Source organism: Pseudogemmobacter sonorensis, assembly GCF_042762395.1.
GTDB lineage: Bacteria > Pseudomonadota > Alphaproteobacteria > Rhodobacterales > Rhodobacteraceae > Pseudogemmobacter > Pseudogemmobacter sonorensis.
This window is the reverse complement of sequence record NZ_JBEFZE010000009.1, coordinates 56,559-70,702: the sequence shown is the minus strand read 5'-3', so window position 1 is coordinate 70,702 and position 14,144 is coordinate 56,559. Positions and strand designations below refer to the sequence as shown.

The 14,144-nt window shown below is 70.1% G+C and carries 14 protein-coding genes; 5 read left to right on the top strand and 9 right to left on the bottom strand.

The window, feature by feature from the left end; genetic code table 11:
• Positions 1-8: 8 nt before the first annotated feature.
• The 4 genes from ABNX41_RS09185 to ABNX41_RS09170 all read right to left on the bottom strand — a co-directional run bounded on the left by ABNX41_RS09185 (position 9) and on the right by ABNX41_RS09170 (position 4,516).
• On the bottom strand, positions 9-1,994 hold the full coding sequence (locus tag ABNX41_RS09185; protein WP_438669429.1) for a MacB family efflux pump subunit: 1,986 nt from the start codon (positions 1,992-1,994) through the stop codon (positions 9-11).
• Between the two features lie 35 nt (positions 1,995-2,029).
• On the bottom strand, positions 2,030-3,199 hold the full coding sequence (locus ABNX41_RS09180) for an efflux RND transporter periplasmic adaptor subunit (protein WP_438669428.1): 1,170 nt from the start codon (positions 3,197-3,199) through the stop codon (positions 2,030-2,032).
• A 67-nt stretch (positions 3,200-3,266) separates the two neighbouring features.
• Positions 3,267-3,653 (bottom strand): hypothetical protein, encoded by a 387-nt coding sequence (locus ABNX41_RS09175; RefSeq protein ID WP_438669427.1) that lies wholly within the window; start codon positions 3,651-3,653, stop codon positions 3,267-3,269.
• Between the two features lie 74 nt (positions 3,654-3,727).
• Positions 3,728-4,516 (bottom strand): hypothetical protein, encoded by a 789-nt coding sequence (locus tag ABNX41_RS09170; protein ID WP_438669426.1) that lies wholly within the window; start codon positions 4,514-4,516, stop codon positions 3,728-3,730.
• Positions 4,517-4,727: 211 nt separating this feature from the next.
• On the opposite strand from ABNX41_RS09170, the gene ABNX41_RS09165 reads away from it, so the two are divergent.
• Together ABNX41_RS09165 and ABNX41_RS09160 are read left to right on the top strand one after the other, a co-directional pair.
• Entirely contained in the window at positions 4,728-5,453 is a 726-nt protein-coding gene (locus ABNX41_RS09165; protein ID WP_438669425.1) for a response regulator, read from the top strand.
• The gene (locus tag ABNX41_RS09160; RefSeq protein WP_438669424.1) at positions 5,450-6,760 is read left to right on the top strand and encodes an ATP-binding protein; all 1,311 of its coding nucleotides are present in this window, start codon (positions 5,450-5,452) and stop codon (positions 6,758-6,760) included. The genes ABNX41_RS09165 and ABNX41_RS09160 overlap by 4 nt, the downstream gene beginning before the upstream one ends.
• 8 nt (positions 6,761-6,768) lie before the next feature.
• Here the strand turns inward: ABNX41_RS09160 and ABNX41_RS09155 are convergent, their stop codons facing one another.
• The 3 genes from ABNX41_RS09155 to ABNX41_RS09145 form a co-directional block, all read right to left on the bottom strand.
• Positions 6,769-6,903: a hypothetical protein gene (locus tag ABNX41_RS09155; RefSeq protein WP_438669423.1), complete on the bottom strand. Its 135-nt coding sequence runs from the start codon at positions 6,901-6,903 to the stop codon at positions 6,769-6,771.
• 275 nt (positions 6,904-7,178) lie between these two features.
• Complete coding sequence (locus ABNX41_RS09150; RefSeq protein ID WP_438669422.1) at positions 7,179-7,397, bottom strand: hypothetical protein; 219 nt, start codon at positions 7,395-7,397, stop codon at positions 7,179-7,181.
• Positions 7,372-7,563, bottom strand: a complete 192-nt coding sequence (locus tag ABNX41_RS09145) for a hypothetical protein (RefSeq protein WP_438669421.1) — start codon at positions 7,561-7,563, stop codon at positions 7,372-7,374. Before ABNX41_RS09145 ends, ABNX41_RS09150 begins: the two co-directional genes overlap by 26 nt.
• Before the next feature lie 158 nt (positions 7,564-7,721).
• Between ABNX41_RS09145 and ABNX41_RS09140 the strand changes: the two genes are divergently transcribed.
• On the top strand, positions 7,722-7,994 hold the full coding sequence (locus tag ABNX41_RS09140; RefSeq protein ID WP_438669420.1) for a hypothetical protein: 273 nt from the start codon (positions 7,722-7,724) through the stop codon (positions 7,992-7,994).
• 310 nt (positions 7,995-8,304) lie between these two features.
• On the opposite strand, the gene ABNX41_RS09135 is transcribed toward ABNX41_RS09140, so the two are convergent.
• Together ABNX41_RS09135 and ABNX41_RS09130 are read right to left on the bottom strand one after the other, a co-directional pair.
• Positions 8,305-8,595: a hypothetical protein gene (locus tag ABNX41_RS09135; RefSeq protein WP_438669419.1), complete on the bottom strand. Its 291-nt coding sequence runs from the start codon at positions 8,593-8,595 to the stop codon at positions 8,305-8,307.
• A 565-nt stretch (positions 8,596-9,160) separates the two neighbouring features.
• Positions 9,161-10,612, bottom strand: a complete 1,452-nt coding sequence (locus ABNX41_RS09130; protein ID WP_438669418.1) for an MORN repeat-containing protein — start codon at positions 10,610-10,612, stop codon at positions 9,161-9,163.
• 233 nt (positions 10,613-10,845) lie between these two features.
• Between ABNX41_RS09130 and ABNX41_RS09125 the strand changes: the two genes are divergently transcribed.
• Entirely contained in the window at positions 10,846-12,522 is a 1,677-nt protein-coding gene (locus tag ABNX41_RS09125) for an NAD+ synthase (protein ID WP_438669417.1), read from the top strand.
• A gap of 378 nt (positions 12,523-12,900) precedes the next feature.
• Positions 12,901-14,142, top strand: coding sequence for an MFS transporter (locus ABNX41_RS09120; RefSeq protein WP_438669416.1), 1,242 nt, complete (start codon positions 12,901-12,903; stop codon positions 14,140-14,142).
• Positions 14,143-14,144 lie beyond the last annotated feature (2 nt).

The following is a 14,144-nucleotide window of genomic DNA, read 5'->3' as shown; positions in this document are numbered from 1 at the left end:
GACAAGGTTCAGTCCCGGCTGAGCGCGACCACCGGATCGAGCTGCGCCGCCGATCTTGCCGGCAGGAAGCCGAAGGTCACCCCGATCAGGGTCGAGGACAGGAAGGCCGCCACCACCGACAGGGTGGAAAAGCTCAGCCGCAGGCTCTCGCTCAGGGCCTGGGCCAGAAGGCCGCCGCCCAGGGCGATGGCGATCCCCAGGGTGCCGCCGACCAGACAGACCAGCACCGCCTCGATCAGGAATTGCGCGATGATGTCCGACCGGCGCGCGCCGATGGCGATGCGGACGCCGATCTCGCGCGTGCGCTCGGTGACCGAGACCAGCATGATGTTCATCACCCCGATCCCGCCGACGACCAGCGAGATCACCGCGATGGCGCCGACCAGAAGCGTCATGGTCTGGGTGGTCGAGGTCAGGGTCTCGCGGATGGTGTCGCTGTTTTGCAGGAAGAAGTCCTGTGTGCCGTGCCGGGCCAGCATCAGGGCGGCGATCTCGTCCTGGACGGCGGCGGTCTCGAACCCCTCGGCCACCTGCACCTCGATCGACGACAGATAATCCTGGCCCGACACCCGCGCCATCACCGTGGTATAGGGCAGCCAGACATTCAGCGAACTGGGCCCGAAACTCGCGCCCGAGGACCGCACCACCCCGATCACCCGCACCGGCACCCGGCCCAGATGCAGCACCTGGCCCAAGGGGTCCTCGCCATCGGCGAAGAAGGTGTCGCGGGTGGCCTCGTCGATCACCGCCACCTGGGCGCGGCTGGTGATGTCGGTGGCATCGAACAGCGCGCCCGCCACCGCGACATAGGAATGGGCGGCGAAATAATCGTTGGCGATGCCGTTGATCTGGGTGCTGGCCTCGACCGCGCCATGGCGCGCGGTGGCGCTGGCGGAAACGGCAGGCGAGACGCCCTGGGCCCAGGGCTCCAGCGCCAGCGCATCGGCGTCCGAGGGCACCAGCGTCTCGATCCGCCCGGAATCGCGCGCGCCAAAGCCCGAGCCCGCGCGGATGGTGATCGTGTTGGTGCCGAGGGAAGAGATGTTTTCCAGCACCTTCTCCTGGCTGCCGGTGCCAAGCGCCACGACAAGCACCACCGAGGCGATGCCGATGATGATCCCCAGCATGGTCAGGAAACTGCGCATCCGGTGCGCGAGCATCGCCGCAAGCGCCATGTGAAGCGCCTCGGTCATCCGGGTCAGCCCGGCGAAACCCGCCCGGACCGGGCGCAGCGCCCCCGGCCCGTCGCCGGGCGTGGACGGCGCCGCCTTCGGACCCGCGTCCCGGCGCCCGCTGTCGGCGGTGACCCGGCCGTCGCTGATCTCGATGGTGCGATGGGCGTGGGCAGCCACCTTGGGATCATGGGTGACCATGATGATGGTATGGCCCTGCCGGTTCAGCTCCAGCAAAAGCTCGATCAGCTCGGCGCTGCTTTTGGTGTCCAGCGCGCCGGTGGGCTCGTCGGCCAGGATCACCTCGCCGCCGTTCATCAGCGCCCGCGCCACCGAGACCCGCTGCTGCTGGCCGCCCGACAGTTCCGAAGGGCGGTGATCCATCCGGCTTTCCAGCCCCAGCCGGGTCAACAGGGCGCGGGCGCGGGCGCGGCGGGCCTCGGCCCCCTCGCCCGCATAGATCGCGGGCACCTCGACATTGCCGACCGCATCCAGATCGCCCAGAAGCTGGTAGCGCTGGAAGATGAAGCCGAAATGCGCGCGCCGCAATTCGGCCTGTTCATCCGCATCCAGCGTGCCGACGTCGCGGCCGTCGAAGTGATAGCGGCCGGTGCTGGGCCGGTCGAGGCAGCCCAGGATATTCATCAGCGTCGACTTGCCCGAGCCCGAGGCGCCGATGATCGCCACCATCTCGCCCGGCCAGATGTCCAGATCGACATCATGCAGGACGGTGACGGTTTCCTCTCCGGCGGCAAAGCTGCGGGTGATGCCGCGCACCGAGATGATCGGGCGCGCTTCGGGATCTTGACGGGTCTGTTCCATGGTGTTTCCCCCGGGATCGGTGAATGTCTGGGGCGTCAGAACATCGGCGGCGGGCCCATGCCGCCCTGGCTGTTGCCGGTCGTGGCCGCTGTGGCGGCGGCGGTGCCGGTCACGACGCGCTCGCCCTCGGCCAGCCCCTCGACGATCTCGGCGGTGATCTTGTCGTTCAGCCCGACGGTGACGGCGCGGCGGCGGGTGGTGCCCTCGGCCGGGTCGAAGACCTCGACATAGCTGCCCTCGGCGTCGCGGCGGATGGCCGAGGCGGGGACGGTCAGCACATTCTCGGCCCGCGCCAGTTCGACCGAGACCTCGGCGGTCATGCCGATCCTGAGCCGCCCGTCCAGGTTCTCGACCTCAAGCAGCCCGTTGTAATAGACCGCGCTGTCGGACGAGATCGTGTCGCTGGTCTCGATCCCGGTCGGCGCGGGCTCGATTTCGCGCACCACGGCCCGGAACGGCAGGTCCGGCGCGCCAAGCGTGGTGAAGATCACGTTCTGGCCCCGGGCGACATTCATCACATCGGCCTCGGAAATCTCGGTCTTGACCAGCATGGTCGAAAGATCGGCGATCTTGACGATGGTGGGCGCGGCCTGGGCGGCATTCACCGTCTGGCCCTGCTTGACCACCACCGCAACCACCGTGCCGCTGATCGGCGCGGTGATGCTGGTGCGCTCCAGCGCCAGCCGGGCGGTGCCGACGGTCACCTCGGCGCTGGCCTTCTGCGCCTCAAGCGCGTCAAGCTCCGCGCGCGTCACCAGCACCTCGGCGGTGGCGCTTTCCAGCGTGTCCTGGGTGGAAAGGCCGCCAAGCCGGGTCTGACGCTCCAGCGCGGCCTCGGCGCGTTGCAGCGTCGCCCGCTTGGCCGAGATCTGCGCCTCGATATTGGCCAGCGCGGCCTCGGCCTGAAGCACGGTGTTCTGCTGGTCCTGGCTGTCGATCTGCGCGATCAGGTCGCCCGCCTGGACGCTCTGGCCCAGCCGGACCGCCAGGGTCTCGACCTGGCCCGAGACGCGGGCGCCGACGCTGACCAGTTGCGCGGCCTCGATCATGCCCGAGGCCAGCACCGTTTCGGCCACGTCGCCCCGCACCACCTGCGCCAGCACCGGCGGCGCGACGGTCTCCACCGCGGAGAAATAGCGCCAGCCGAAAGCGGCGGCGAGGGCGAGGGCGACGAGGATCGCGAGCGAGGTCTTGCGGCGTTTCATGGCCGGGCACTCCGAAAGGGGCGGGACAGGACCGGCGGGCAGAACCCGCCCGGATCCCCGCGCAGGATCATTTCAGCAAGGTGTTCAGAAGGCCCAGAACGGTGACGATCTTCAGCGTGTCGCTGTCGATCAGCACGAGGTGCTCGTTCACCACGCGGTATTCCTGGCCGCGCGGGGGCGCCTTGAACCGGCTGTTGGTGGCGCGCTGGAAGGGCTGGCCGTTGCGGCCGTTGTCACCCGCGCGCGGGTTCGAATGCGGCGTCGCGCGGCTTTCGCCCTGGCCCGCGCCCTGGCCGCCCCTGTCCCCGCGCCCTTCGGGGCTGAGGACGCAGCTTTGCTGGCCGCGCTGGCATTGGTCCCTGTCGCGGAAGCCGGATTGGGATTGCGCATATCCCGCCGGAACGCTGGCAAGCGTGATGGCGGCGGCACTGGCGATCATCAGAAGACGGCGCATGGGGCGCTCCTTTCAGGAATGGGTTCTGCTGGGTGGAGGCGCCCCCCGGGCCCGATCCGGGGGGCGCCGGTCGATCATTCGGCCTCGGGGACGGCGGGGGCCGCAGGCGGGACGCCGCGTTCGGCCGCACCGCCTCGGGGCGATTCGTGTGGGGTTTCCCGGGTGGCTTCTCGGGGGAACTCTCCGGGGCCCTTCCCGCCGTCCTTGTGGAAGGCCTTGTGCGGGGCGGCGTGCGGGGCGGCATGGGGGCCTTTCCCGCGGGCCTTATCGCCGCCTTTCCCCCCGCCTTTCTCATGGCCGTGCTCGCCGCCCTTTTCCGGGCCTCCCGGCGCATGAAGCGGGACCTCGGCCTCGACCAGGCGGGCGAACTGCTCGGGCGAGAGCGCGGCGCGCAATGTCGCCGTGGCTTCTTTCAGGGCCGCCGCCCTTTCGCCCCGGACGATGGCGCGATCGGCCAGCCGCTCGGCCATTAGGGTCTGCTCCGGCGCCTGGGGCGGGGCCGCGCCGATCGGCGCGCCCTGCGGCGGGCCCGAAGGCTCGGCGCCACGCGCGCCGGGACGCTCGTCCCGGCCCTCGCCCTCGGCAAAGGCCAGAACCGCGTCGCTGTAGCCGCGCCAGGCCGCCTGCTGATCGGCGGTGATCCCCACCAGGGTTTCCAGCGCCGACAGATGGCCCGCCAGTTTCAGGCCCGCAGGCCCCCGGCGGTCGGAGCCGGGACCGAATCCAGGACCGGGACCCTGCCCGGGCGCGCCCTCGGGCGCCGCGGCGACGGCCGGGGGCGCCGTGTCCTGCGCCAGAACGGGCGACACCATGCCGCCGATCAGGGCCGCGGCCATAAGACCCTTGAGAATGTTGCCTTGCATCGCAGCTTTCCTTTCGCTGTTGTGCCGTGATGCTCAAACTGGCCCCTTCGCGTATCCCGCGATGGTCCGCCCCGTATCGAAAGGTTTCCCGGGGCCCGAGTTTTGTAACCGAATGTTTCCAAGCCCCGGCGGGCAACCTTTCGTCACAAATCCTTCTGCCCCCCGCGCCCGGCCGGGCTATACTGCGGGCGATGCAAAGGACCGCACCGCCATGCCGCATTCCGACCTGATCCTGATCACCGACGACGACCCGGAAATCCGCAGCCTGCTGGCACGCTATCTGACCGGCCAGGGCTTTCGCACCCAGACCGCCGCCAATCGCCGCGAATGCGAGATGCGCATCGCCCAGACCCCGCCCGACCTGGTGGTGCTGGACGTGATGCTTCCCGACGGCTCGGGGCTTGAGATCTGCCGCGACCTGCGCGCCCGCCTGCCGCATCTGCCGATCATCCTGCTGACCGCGCTGAAAGAGGATGTGGACCGCATCATCGGGCTTGAGATCGGCGCCGACGACTATCTCGGCAAGCCCTTCAACCCGCGCGAGCTGGTGGCCCGGATCAAGGCGGTGCTGCGCCGCACCACCCCCGAAGAGCCCGTCGCCGAACCCGCGCGGCAGTATCGCATGGCGGGCCTCTCGGTGGATGTCGAGACGCGCAGCATCCTCGCCGCCGACGGCAGCGCGGTCGAGCTGACGGGGGCGGAATTCGACCTGCTGCGGGTGTTTCTGGAGCGGCCCGGGCGGCTTCTGTCGCGCGACCAGTTGCTCGACCTGACCCAGGGCCGCGACCGCGATCCGCTCGACCGCTCGATCGACGTGCTGATGAGCCGACTGCGCCGCAAACTGGGCGAAAAGCTCGACACGCCCGCCTTCCGCACCGTGCGCAACGGCGGCTATCAACTGGCGCTGCCGGTCAGCGCCCATGTGGTGACGCGATGAATTCGCTGCGCGCCCGTATCGCCGCACTGCTGATCGCCGCCATCCTGACCGTGGTGGGGCTGGCCACGCTGGCCGCCAGCCGCGCGCTGCGCGCCCCCGATCCCGAGACCACCATCGGCCCGGTCGCGCGCCAGATCCATGTGCTGGCCGCGCTGGCCGAAACCGCGCCCGACAGCCTGCGCGCCGCCGGGGGCCGGGTCGAGGAAAGCCCCGCCGGGGGCGAGGTGCTGGAACGGATGAGCCTGTTCCTGAACCGCGCGCTGGAGCGCACCGCCCCCCCGCCGCATCCCCCGCGCAGCGTGATCGTCAGCCGCGAGGGGGCCGAGGGCATGCTCCTCGCCTCGGTCGCGCTTGCGGGCGGCGGCTGGCTGGTGACCCCGGTCCCCGATCCGTCGCCGCCCGACGACCAATGGCTGATCCTGACGATCTGGCTGGGGATGATCCTGGTCGGCTCGGGCGCGGTCTCGCTCTATGCCGCGCGGCGGCTGAGCCGCCCGATGGAGCTTCTGGAAGGCGCGGCCAGCCGGATCGGCGCCGATGCCACCCTGCCCGAAGTGCCGGAGACCGGCCCGGCCGAGGTGCGCGCCACCGCCCGCGCGCTGAACCAGCTTTCCGAACGGCTGCGGGGCGCGATGGAAAGCCGGATGCGGCTGGTCGCCGCCGCGGGCCATGACCTGCGCACGCCGATGACCCGGATGCGGCTGCGCGCGGAGTTCATCGAGGACGATGCCGAGCGCGGCAAATGGCTGGCCGATCTGGAAGAGCTGGACCTGATCGCCGACAGCGCGATCCGGCTGGTGCGCGAGGAAGCGGGCGGCGACGGGGCCGAGCCGCTGCGGCTCGACCGGCTGCTCCACGACATCGCCCGCGAGTTGCGCGAGACCGGGCATGAGGTGCGACTCGGCGATCTTGCGCCCCTGACCGTGCGGGCCGGGCCGCTCGCCCTCAAGCGCGCGCTGCGCAACCTGGTCCTGAACGCCGCGACCCATGGCGGCGGCGCGGAGATCGGCCTGTCGCGACAGGGCGTCCGGGCGATGGTCGAGATCCGCGACAACGGGCCCGGCATCCCCGAGGACCTGATCGGCCAGGTGTTCGAGCCCTTCTTCCGCGCCGATCCCGCGCGCAGGAAAACCATGCCCGGGGCGGGCCTGGGCCTTGCCATCGCGCGTGAGATCCTGGAGCGGTTCGGCGGCTGCATCGCCATCGCCAACCTGCGCGACGGAGACGGCAATCCCTTGGGATTGCTTCAGAAAGTGACGCTCGATTGCACAAGCCCCTCAGGCGCGGCGCCGGGGGTGCCGGGCTGAGTGCCGCCTCAGCCCCCGGCCTTGGCGACCAGCCCCCGGCCCGCCGCCTCCAGGCGGTAGAAGCGGCGCTGGCTGTGGGGATCCTCGCGGGTGATCCCGATCCGCCCCAGGTCGTGGCACAGCGCGCCCGTCTCGCGCAGCACCGGCGCATCGGCGATCCCGGTCGTGCGGGCGAAACCGCGACTGCCCCGGCAAGCTCCAGCACCAGCGCGGCAAGGATCCCCCCGCCCAGCGGGGAAAGCCCGGGCGCCTGCGCCGCAAGGGCATCGCTCAGGCCCGCCCAGGAGGAGGCGGAATCTCGAAGCAGCCGGACCAGCACGGATTTCGAGGCCGGGGTGTCGCGATCCTCGCCATGGGCGCCATGGGGCACCAGCGCGTTCAACTCGGGGTAACAGCCCGCGACACAGCCCGGGGGGTGTCAAAGGGCACCGCGCGAAAGCCGCTGGCGCGCCGGTCCGCGCCCGTCCCGGGCCTGGGTGATCTGGCTCAGCCGCGCGCCGACCTCCGCCCGCAGCCCGGCCAGGTCGTCGGGGTTGACGAAGACCACCTCGCGCTCGCCGCAAACGCCGCGATAGCGGTCGCCCATGGCATCGATCGTCGTGTTATACTGGTCATGCGAGCGCAGGGTCTGGAGCACGAACAGATTCTCGGCCCCGGCCCTGACCTTCGTCGGGCGTGGCGCGGACGAAATTGCCGCCCGGCCCGACGAAGGCCAGGACCGAACCCGAAAGCATCGCCCCGATGCCCTCCGGCACGTCATGGCCCGGGCGGCGCGGCAGCGCGGTGCCCAGCTCGCGCTCCATCGCGTCCAGCAGCGCGGCGGGGCCTTTTCGTTGATGACCATGGCGCGCTCGCCCTGCATGTTGGAATGGCCGCGCAAGGGACAAAGCCCCGCCCCCTTCCCCCCGATACTGCCGCGCAGAAACATCGGATTGGCGATCTCGCGGATGGCGGCGAACGAATGGCGGTGTTGGGTAATCCCCATCGCCCAGGTCGCGATCGTGGCGCGGGACTGCATGAAGACCCCGGCGGCGCGGGCAGGATCGGCCCGGGAAAGGCCCGGTTGCGCCTCGATCTACGGCCATTCGGCAAGGCCATGGGAGTGTTCCGCCAGGAAGGCATCGTCGAGCACCGGCGTCGGGCGGGCGGCGCGGGCGGCTCCAGCGGCGGCGAAGACCAGTTACGCCATCCCCGCACCGCCGCCATGTCGCCGCCGAGGCACGGCTGGAAATAATGGGTCGAGGTCGGGGCCGAGCCGTCGGTCGGCATCTCGATCTTGTTCTGCGGATCGGCGAAACGGTTCAGGCCCTTTTCCTTCAGCGTGTTGAAGGCCACCACCTGCGCGCCGCGCAGGGTGGCGCGGCGCAGATCGGCCAGCATGCGCGGATGGTTGGGGACAGGGTTCTGGCCGAAGACGAAGATCGCACCGGCATGGTCGAAATCCTCAAGATACACCGTGCCCTTGCCGATGCCGATGGCGTTGCCCAGCGCCACGCCCGAGGCCTCATGGCACATGTCAAGCAATCGGGGAAATTGTTGGTGCCTTAGAGCCCCACGAGGGTCTGGTAGAGGAAGGCCGCCTCGTTCGACGCCCGGCCCGAGGGGTAGAATTCCACCGGATCGGGCTGGAAGCCGCGCAGGGCCGCGCCGATCCCGGCGAAGGCCTCGTCCCAGGCGACGGGCTCGTTGCAGTCGGTGCCGGGGTCGTAGCGCATCGGATGGGTCAGGCGGCCGCGGTACTCCAGGTCGCAATCGCTCCACCCCCGCAGTTTCGAGACCAAATGGGCGGCGAAGAAATCGGGGGCGACCCGGGCCTTGCTCGCCTCCCGGGCCACGGCCTTGACGCCGTTTTAGCAAAATTCGAAGAAAGAACCATGTTCGGGATCGCGCCCCAGGCCAGCCCGGGCAGTCGGACCCATCGGGCTGGTTGGCCTTGAGCGTGGTGCGCGCGCCGCCCGGCGGGCGGCCGGTTTCAAGAAGCCGCTTGCCGCAGCTTTTGAGCGCCCCCCCCCCTCGCCTGCGGCGCGCGAGGTGCGGCCGATGAAATCGTCCTTTGGCATGTTCCCTCCCGCCCCTGCCCGGTCCGGGGCGCGGATCGGCGCTTTACCCTTGCCCTGGGGGCATCATCCCTGCACGGCACGGGCCAAGGCTGGCGCCGACCGCCAAACCTTCATGCCGGATGCAACTTGGGACGGGGCCGATCGATTGGCCTGTTCTTATGGGCGGATAAGGCCGACCTATCGACGGGCGACGGGCCCAGCCTGAAAAGGACGCGCCCTGTCGGGACCGGGGCCGGAGGCAGACCTTCCGGCCATCGAGAGGGTCGCAGGCAGGCGATCCGCGACAGGCAAAGGCCCCCGGCAACCCTGCCGGGCCGGGGGCGGGGCGCCGCCCCGGCGCTCAGGGTTCCTCGGCGTCGGGGTCGACGGTGGGGGCCGGGGCCGTCAGGATGCCGTCCTTCCAGATCCCCTCGGCGACCTGGCCGTTGGCATAGGTCATCTTGCCCTGCCCCTCACGCGTGCCCGCGACGAAGGCGCCCTCATAGGTATCGCCCGAGGGATAGGTCGCGACACCCTCGCCCTCGATCACGCCCGCGCGCCATCCGCCGATATAGCGAAAGCCGCCGGGCATGGTCAGTTCGCCCCGGCCTTCGCGCAGGCCCGCGCGGAAATCGCCCTTGTAGACCGTGCCGTCGGGATAGGTTGCGGTGCCCGCGCCCTCGCGGCTGCCCGCCTTCCAGTCGCCCTCGTAGCTGTAGCCGTCGGGAAAGGTGATCTTGCCGATCCCCTCGGGGCGCGAGCGTTCGAAGGCGCCCTCGTAGATCTGGCCGTTGGCATAGGTCGCCCGGCCCTCGCCCTGGATCATGCCGCCGACCCAGCCGCCCTGGTAGGTGGAGCCGTCGGGATAGGTGATGGCGCCCTGGCCCTCGGGCTGGTCGGCGCGCATCGCGCCGACATAGACCGCACCGTCGGGATAGGTGACCGAGCCGGTCCCCTCCATCCGGCCCTCGACCCAGGCGCCTTCGTATTTGAAGCCGTCGGCGGCGGTGAAGACGCCCTGGCCATGGCGGCGGTCGGTGCGGAACTCGCCCACATAGACATCGCCCGAGGCATGGGCGTAGCGGCCCTGGCCGTTGCGGCGGCCCGCCTCGAAGGCGCCCTCGTAGCTGTCGCCGTTGGGATGGGTCATCTGGCCCTGGCCGGTCATCTGGCCCTCGACCCAATCGCCGACATAGGTCTGGCCGCCGGGGGTGATCAGCGTGCCCTTGCCATGGCGACGGTCCTGCGAGATCTGGCCCTCGTAGCTTGAGCCGTCGGGATAGCCGGCCTTGCCGGTCCCCTCCTTGACACCCGCGACCCAAGACCCTTCATAGGCATGGCCGCCGGGATTCTCGATCCGGCCCTGGCCCTCGCGCTGGCCGTTCAGGAAGGCGCCTGTATAGACCGCGCCGCCGGGATAGGTGGCCACGCCCTGGCCGGTCATCTTGCCAAGCTGCCAGTCGCCCTCATAGGTGCCGCCATCGGCGAAGGTGATCTTGCCGGTGCCATGGGGCTGGCCCGCGTCGAAGGCGCCCTGATAGACCGATCCGTTGGGGTAGCGCGCCGTGCCCTGGCCCTTGATCTCTCCGTCCACCCAGTCGCCCGAATATTCGTAGCCGTTGGGAAGCCGGTAGATGCCCTTGCCGTGCTGACGGCCGTTCCTGAAGGTGCCTTCATAGACCGAACCATCGTCGTAACGCTTGGTGATGACCTCGCCTTCCGACTGCGCGAGGACAGGACGTGTGATCGGGCCGGAAAGCATCAGGGGCGCGGCAAGCATCGCGGCGAGAAAGGGTGCCGAAAGAATGCGCATCTGAGGTTGTCTCCGGTTGGTAATCGCGCCAGAGCCTATGCCCGGCGGGGCGCTTCTGTCCAGTCACGCCCGCCTGAACGAAGGATGCGGCAGGCCTGGACGGACGATCCGCCCGCCTCCGGCAAGCCTGCATCTTTCATGGCCCTGCGGTTCGGGCTAGAACCCGGGACATGCGGCGCGCGGCCCGGGCAAGCGGGCGCCCGCGCCCCTTCCCCTAGCTGAGGGCATTTTCGATGGGCGACATCTTCCGGCTGATGCTGGTGCAGGACAATCCGGTCGTGGGCGATATCGCGGGCAATATCGAAAAGGCCCGCGCGCATTGGCGGGCGGGCCGGGCGGCGGGCGCCGATCTGGTCGCGCTGACCGAGATGTTCGTGACCGGCTACCAGACCCAGGACCTGATCCTCAAGCCCGCCTTCCAGGCCGATGCGATCCGCGCCATCCAGACCCTGGCCGCCGATTGCGCCGCCGAGGACCCGGAGGGCCCCGCCCTGGGGATCGGCGGGCCCGCGATGGTCGACGGCAGGCTCTACAACGCCTGGTATGTCCTCGATTCCGGGCGGATCCAGGCCCGCGTCCTCAAGCACCATCTGCCCAACGACTCGCTGTTCGACGAGAAGCGGCTTTTCGCCTCGGCCGAGGTGACCGGCCCCTATGTGGTGCGCGGCCTGCGCATCGGCACGCCGATCTGCGAGGACGCCTGGCATCCCGACGTGGCCGAGACCCTGGCCGAGACCGGAGCCGAGATCCTGCTGGTGCCCAACGGCTCGCCCTATCATCGCGGCAAGCCGAACCTGCGGCTGAACCTGATGATCGCGCGCGTGGTCGAGACCGGGCTGCCGCTGTGCTATCTGAACATGGTCGGCGGCCAGGACGATCAGGTCTTCGACGGCTCTTCCATGGTGCTGAACCCCGGCGGGCGGCTGATGGTGCAGATGCCGCAGTTCGACGAGGCGCGCGAGCTGGTGACCTTCCGCCGCACCGACGCGGGCTGGCGCGCCGATCCCGGCGGCTTCGCCGAGATCCCCCCCATCGGCGAGGCCGATTACCGCGCCTGCGTGCTGGGCCTGGGCGACTACATGCGCAAGACCGGGTTCTCGAAGGCGGTTCTGGGGCTTTCGGGCGGGATCGACAGCGCCATCGTCGCCGCCATCGCCGCCGATGCCATCGGCCCCGAGAACGTCCATTGCGTCATGCTGCCCTCGGCCTATACCAGCGCGCATTCGCTGGAGGATGCGGAAGGCGCCGCGCGGGCGCTTGGCTGTCGGCTCGACACCGTGGCAATCGGCGGCGCGCAGGCCGCGGTGGGCGAGGCGCTCGGGCCCCTCTTCGAGGGCACCGTGCCGGGGATCACCGAGGAGAACATCCAGTCGCGGCTGCGCGGGCTGATGCTGATGGCGATCTCCAACAAATTCGGGGCGATGCTGCTGACCACCGGCAACAAATCCGAAATGGCGGTGGGCTATTGCACGATCTACGGCGACATGAACGGCGGCTACAATCCGATCAAGGACATGTATAAAAGCCGCGTCTTCCTGACCGCGCGCTGGCGCAACGAGAACCACCGCCCCTGGATGAAGGGCCCGGCGGGCGAGGTGGTGCCCGAGCGCATCATCACCAAGCCCCCCTCGGCCGAGCTGCGCCCCGACCAGAAGGATGAGGACAGCCTGCCGCCCTATGAGGTGCTCGACGCCATCCTGGAGGGCTTGGTCGAGGGCGAGGAATCCGTGGCCGACCTGGTCGGGCGCGGCTTCGACCTTGGCACAGTGAAGAAGGTCGAGCACCTGCTTTACATCAGCGAATACAAGCGGTTCCAGTCCGCCCCCGGCGTGCGGCTGACGCAGAAGGCCTTCTGGCTGGACCGCCGCTATCCGATCGCGATGCGCTGGCGGGACGGGTCGGGCGGCTAGGGCGCCCCGGGTCCCCCGGGCGAGGATGGCCCTGACGAACGGCGGTCGGAGGCGGTTTCCGCGCGGGCGTTGCGGCGGAAATCGCTCCCGACCCTCGCCATGCGACCCGGGATCGCTGCGGTCCCGCGCGATACGGGGCGAGCTTCCGGCTTGCGTGTTCGGGCCCTGCTGCCGCGAAAGCTGAGGGGGCCCGGAAAGCGCCGCCCCTTCGCCCAGCTCTGCCCTCTCCGGCCAGCCACGATCGCGCCCCCTTGCCTCGCCGCACCGCAACGACATGCATTTTCTGCAATGTGGCGCGGCGTCGGCGGCGATGGTCGCCGCAGGCGCGGGCTGTTATCGCAAACATCTCCGCCCCCGACAGCAAGCCACGGCCAGATCATGATCCCCGCAAGCCCCTCCTCGCATCCCGACCAGATCCTGCCGCAACCCTGCCATGACGGCCCCGGCGCAGCGGTGCATCGCCCCAATCTGACGCTGGCGATCCTGGCCATGGCGCTTGGCTCTTTCGCCATCGGAACCTCGGAGTTCGCCGCCATGGGGCTTCTGCCCTGGTATGCCGCCGATCTGGGCGTGACCGAGCCGCAGGCGGGCCATGTCGTCTCGGCCTATGCGGTCGGCGTGGTCGTGGGGGCGCCGATCACCACGATCCTTGGGGCGAAACTGCCGCGCCGCCGCTATCTCGCGGCCCTGATCGGGATCTACGGGCTGATGAACCTGCTGGCGGCGATGCTGCCGGGCTATGGCGCGCTGGTGGGCGCGCGTTTCGTGGCCGGGCTGCCGCATGGCGGCTTTCTGGGCGTCGCGATGCTGTTTGCCGCCGACGCCCTGCCGCGCGAGCGCCGCGCGCAGGGGGTGACGCAGATCATCCTAGGCCTGACGGTGGCGAATATCGCGGGCGTGCCGCTGGCGGGCGTGCTGGGGCAGGAACTGGGCTGGCGGTGGGGCTTTGCCCTTCCCGGGGTGCTGGCGCTGGTCTCGGCCGCGCTGATCTACCGGCTGGCGCCCCGGGTGGGCGCCGATCCCGATGCCCGTCCGATGCGCGAGCTTGGCGCGTTGCGGAACGGCGGCGTGCTGCTGACGCTGCTGGTGGGCACCATCGGCTGCGGCGGGATGTTCGCGGTCTATGCCTATCTTTCGGCGGCGATGATGGCGACCACCAGCCCGCCGGGCTGGGCGCTGCCAGTGCTGCTGTCGCTGTTCGGCGTGGGCGGCACCCTGGGCAGCATCCTGGCGGCAAGGGCGACGATCCGCTTCGGCGCGATGCGGGCGGCCTTGTTTCTGATGCTGTTCATGATCGCCACCCAGGGCTTTGCCTCGGTCGCGGTCGGCGACTGGGGGCTGATGCTGGTTTCCTCGTTCTTCCTCGGCCTCGGCTCAGCGGTCTTCGTGCCGCTTCAGACCCGGCTGATGGACATCGCGGGCGAGGCGCAGAGCATGGCCGCCGCGATGAACCACGCCGCCTTCAATGCCGCCAATGCGCTTGGGCCCTGGGTGGCGGGGATGGCCTTGACGGCGGGCTGGGGCTGGAGCTCCTCGGGCCTTGTCGCCATCGGCTTTTCCACCGCCGGGATCGTCAGCCTGGGCCTGCTCGCGCTTCACCTGCGCCGGACCGGGCGCTGAGG